This window comes from Flavobacterium sp. (genome assembly GCF_049318325.1).
Lineage (GTDB): Bacteria > Bacteroidota > Bacteroidia > Flavobacteriales > Flavobacteriaceae > Flavobacterium.
Genome location: NZ_JBMOGQ010000162.1, coordinates 1 through 4,464, shown reverse-complemented (window position 1 = coordinate 4,464; position 4,464 = coordinate 1). Strand labels below are relative to the sequence as shown.

At 35.1% G+C, this 4,464-nt stretch carries 3 protein-coding genes; all 3 read right to left on the bottom strand.

Annotation, left to right across the window (positions count from 1 at the left end; all coding sequences use genetic code 11):
- The coding region (locus ACOYLP_RS10920; RefSeq protein WP_422856202.1) for a beta strand repeat-containing protein at positions 1–2,734 on the bottom strand (2,734 nt) is incomplete at its 3' end.
- A 411-nt stretch (positions 2,735–3,145) separates the two neighbouring features.
- A complete protein-coding gene (locus tag ACOYLP_RS10915; RefSeq protein ID WP_422856201.1) occupies positions 3,146–3,880 on the bottom strand; it encodes a hypothetical protein in 735 nt (244 codons plus the stop codon).
- A gap of 100 nt (positions 3,881–3,980) precedes the next feature.
- On the bottom strand, positions 3,981–4,464 hold a 484-nt coding region (locus ACOYLP_RS10910; protein ID WP_422856200.1), incomplete at its 5' end, for a pseudouridine synthase.

Sequence of the window (4,464 nt, the reverse complement as noted above, 5' to 3'; positions counted from 1 at the left end):
CAATATTGTTATTGGATATAATCAAATTTCTAGAAGTGCCGTTGGTAACGTTAGATCCGTCAATGGTTATATAATCCGCTCCGTTCAATTTAATCGTAGCGTCCGAACTTCCACCTTCTATGATTGGACTTGCACCAACGTCTGGCTTGATGGTTAAGGTATTTGAATTGGTGGCAAAAGCATTCTGATTGATGACAATTGGAAATGTTTCTCCGGTTACCGTGGTGAAGTTTTGATTTTTAAGTAGGAAAGTAACAGGTCCTGATAAACAAGCCGTATTATATGCTGCAACTGCTGCCGTTAAAGTGGTAAAATTCCCTCCGGTACCCACTGTATAAGTTCCACTTAACGCTGCACGATTAACATAAAACAATGGAGCAGTTGGTGGTGTAGATGCAGCAGGAATGTTGATGGAGTATCCACTAGCTCCAACAGATGGGAAAGCAACAACATTAGGAGTAGGCGCCTGATCTTGAGCTACTATGTAATAATATATAGTGTCATTTACAACACCTCCACCCAAAATAAACAAATACAGATTTTCTCCTTGCCAAAATCCAGGACTCACCTGGTACGTTCCATTTATTCCTATCTTCCAATAAACCTGAGGACAAGCGGGATCGGAACCTGTTGCATCTTGAATTACACCACTCGCATCGTTAATGGTTGCAAATAACAATTGTGTTGGGCTACAATCAGGAAGCAATTGAGCGGATATGGTTGGCGGGAAATTATCCACAGGTAGAGTAATAAACTCATCTGCTCCAATATCTGGAGTAGTTGCACTTCTGGTCTCATTGTCGATATCTATGACAACATCAAGATCGGCACCTCCAGACTCTAAAGGACTTGATGTAGCATTTATGTGTAAATCGACATCACTACTAAAAGGAGCATCTCCGGTGGTTGCAATGGAGACATTGTCATTGTTGACATCTCCTATAGCTGTAGAATAACTTCTCCAGTTTGTTGCAGGTGTTGTTGCTCCAGCTACGAAATCAGTTGCAGAAAATAAATTGGCTGCATTATAACCTGTACCAAAATACCCCACCCCATGAACGCCTGTTGTTGTACCGGTATAATAAGCATTGTTGTTTAAGTTCATAGCCGTTACACTTGCAGCAGCTTGCGCCGCAGTGTAAGTCATGTATAAACATGAGTGAACAGACGCCGTATTAACCGTAGTCATTTCATTGGAAAAAATATTATTTCTGATATCCAATCCTGCATAAGCCGCACTTCTAGTCATTAAACATGTAGTAATATTCGGACTGTTAATTGAAGTATTACCATATAGATGAACCGAATTATGATAAATTTTATGGTTACTTCCACTTTGTATATTTATACCAATAACAGCTCGAGCTATGTTGAAAATGGTGGGATTATTAGAGAGGTTATAAATAAAGTTATTCTGGATCTGCATGGAGTTACCAGCCGATCTTAAAGTAATACCCATTGCAGATGACTGGTTCTTTCCATAAACTTGGTATATTTTATTCAAAGAAATTATACCCGCCGCACCGTTTGCATTGATTTCAATTCCACCTGCAGTATAGAAATTTCCATAAGTTTCGATGTTGCTAATTTCATTCCCAGTAATTGAGTACTGACCATTTACAGAGTTGATCGAAATACCATTAGCTATGTTACCGGATGTACCTCCAGTGTTTGTATTTGAAATAATCGTATTTACTGAATTAGAATCAATTCGAATAGAACCATTGCCATTATTCGCGCCGAGTTCTATACCTGCTAATGAAGTTCCAACAAACGAAATGATATTCTTAACTGTGTTTCGTGTAATTACCATAGAGTTGGTACCAGAAATCGAAATACCTTTTACATAAACAGTTGTTGCAGGGTTAATTCTGTATGGGGCGGTGAATGATCCTACATTACCAATGGTGTTATTGGTGATAACCAAATCACTCATCACACTCGAATTGGATGAGTTAATCATAATACCTCGTCCGCAACGACTAATCAAATTGTTTTCTATTGTCAGATTATTGATCGTAGTACCCGAAAGAGCTGACTGAGAAAAATCAGTCGCAGTGATGGCGTTGGGAGCAGAAACATCGGTTACACCTGCTTCACCACCAACATAGATACCATAACTTAAGTTGGATTGAGTATTGGTATTTATTATCGTTGAGTCGTTACCGTTAGTCACATTTCCATTCAACACAAGGTTTCTAAAACTTATATTATTGGCTGATGTTACAGCAAGAGAAGTAGCAATACGAATGACAGAGTTATTGGTATTGGTAGATGTTGTATTGTTATTGATGGTAAGATTTCTGGCGATACCAGCAGTCGATGGATTGTCTCCGTTTATAATCACATTGTCTGCACCATTCAATTCTATCACACCAAATCCAGCAGCAGGAGTACCAGAAACAGACACTGCATTACCACCTGCACTGATGGTAACGGATGTATAAGAAGCTGGAAATGCATCTCCACTATTTAAGACTGCTGGAGTTATTCCCTCATTGGTATTATTTATAACACTCACGGTAATTACACCTTGATGATCACCATTGTTAATACCATCAAAGGCAAGTTTTAGAGACAGATAAGATCTGCTTAAAACGGAACCGGATGTAGCTGTAACGTTAACATTTTGTGATTTTGCATGTAATGATACGGTTAATAAAATAACCGTAACAATTGCTAATCGTGCAAAAAAGGTAAGTGAGCGTAATAAATTCAACTGTAGTGGATACATATAATTTGTTAACTATTTCTGAAACAATAAAAATTATTATACAAATACAAATCAGAACTTCATTTACCTAAAAAAGTAGGATGAACGATTGTTCTTTTGGGTTGGGTTTCAGGGGGTATCGAATCCTAAAAGTATTAACACTTTGTGCTAAAATTAATGATTATTTCGCTTTCGTTTTACAATTTTTTAATCCATTGATTATATGGACGTTACGTAGCATATTTAGGTGGAGTTCAGGGATGTGTATTTTTAATATTTACTAAGTTTTTCAGCTTTAGCTAAAAATCCTTAACAATTTTATAAGAAACAATGGAAATTATACAAACGAAATGAATCAAGAGTAAGTCAACTTGATTTTTCCACAATACTAAAAAATGGTTGATAATAATAATCAGACAAACAAAAACAGGCTCAAAACGATTTCAAAAAAAACAAAACTATCAAAACCAAAATGAGAACAACATAAGCGATTGAGAAAAAAACAACCTGTTTTTTCTGGTCAAAAAGATAATAACTCAAAAGAGGAATAATTTGAATGGAGTGTAACCCAAGATAAAAAGAGGCTTGAATTTCAAAAGAAAGGCCGCGTTCAAATTGAAATAAACTTATACCCTCAGTTTTATCCCTAAATAAAAAAAGTGTAGCCAGCATGAACAAAAAAAAGGTAAAAACAAAAAATCCCATTCTTACACCCCATGTAAAGTGCTGACTGTGCATGTTCTTTTTTTGCCTAAAAAAATGAGTTGTAATCCAAATTTGTAAAAACAACAAGCATAAAAACAAAGTCATGCTTAGTTGATTTAATAGCTGATCGAATGGCGTTTCGTTTGCAATGAACGCTATGTGTTCTTTTATCAACTGAAAAAAAACAATACTCAATAAACAAGAAAATAGGATAAATATTAAGATCGTAATTGCTTTTCTGAAATGAGTATTATTTATCAAAAAAGATAACCATGCAATAGTAAAAATATATACTCCAGAAGCAATAGAAAAACGGAAAGGCAGACTCCAAAGTGAAATCCCATTTACGGTCCTAGAATCAAATAATAAAAAACCAAGGCTGATTATTCCCAATACGAAAACAATACATCCTAATACATAAAGCCATTTATTTCGCTGTTGTAAAGCTTGAATAAAAATCATACCCTGCAATTAATCTTAAATTAAATTCTCGAATGCAAAGTAATTAATATCTAATAATTTTTAATTATTAATTTATAAATATGAATAGGTATTTTATATTTTAATCATCAAATTCAACATCCAATTCTGTCTTAGAACTGTTTTTAATTAAATCTTCGAGTTGCTTTTTTTCTACTTCTGTAAAATAACGCCATGTACCTGGTGCGATTCCCCTCAATGGGATATGCATGATTCTTGTTCTCGTCAATATGGTGACTTTGTATCCCAATGCTTCGCACATTCTTCTGATTTGTCTATTCAATCCTTGTTTCAAAATGATTTTAAATCGACTTTCATTCTCTTGTTCAACAAAACAATTTTTTGTTTTTGTACCTAATATCCTCACACCATTTCTCATATTTTCTATGAATTCATGTGTTATCGGTTGATCAACTTGAACCCTGTATTCTTTCTCATGACCATTGCCTGCTCTCAAAATTTTATTCACTACATCCCCATCATTGGTTAAAAAGATGAGTCCGTCCGAAAGTTTATCTAAACGACCAATTGGGAAGAGTCTTTTTTTGTAACCAATAAAATCTATG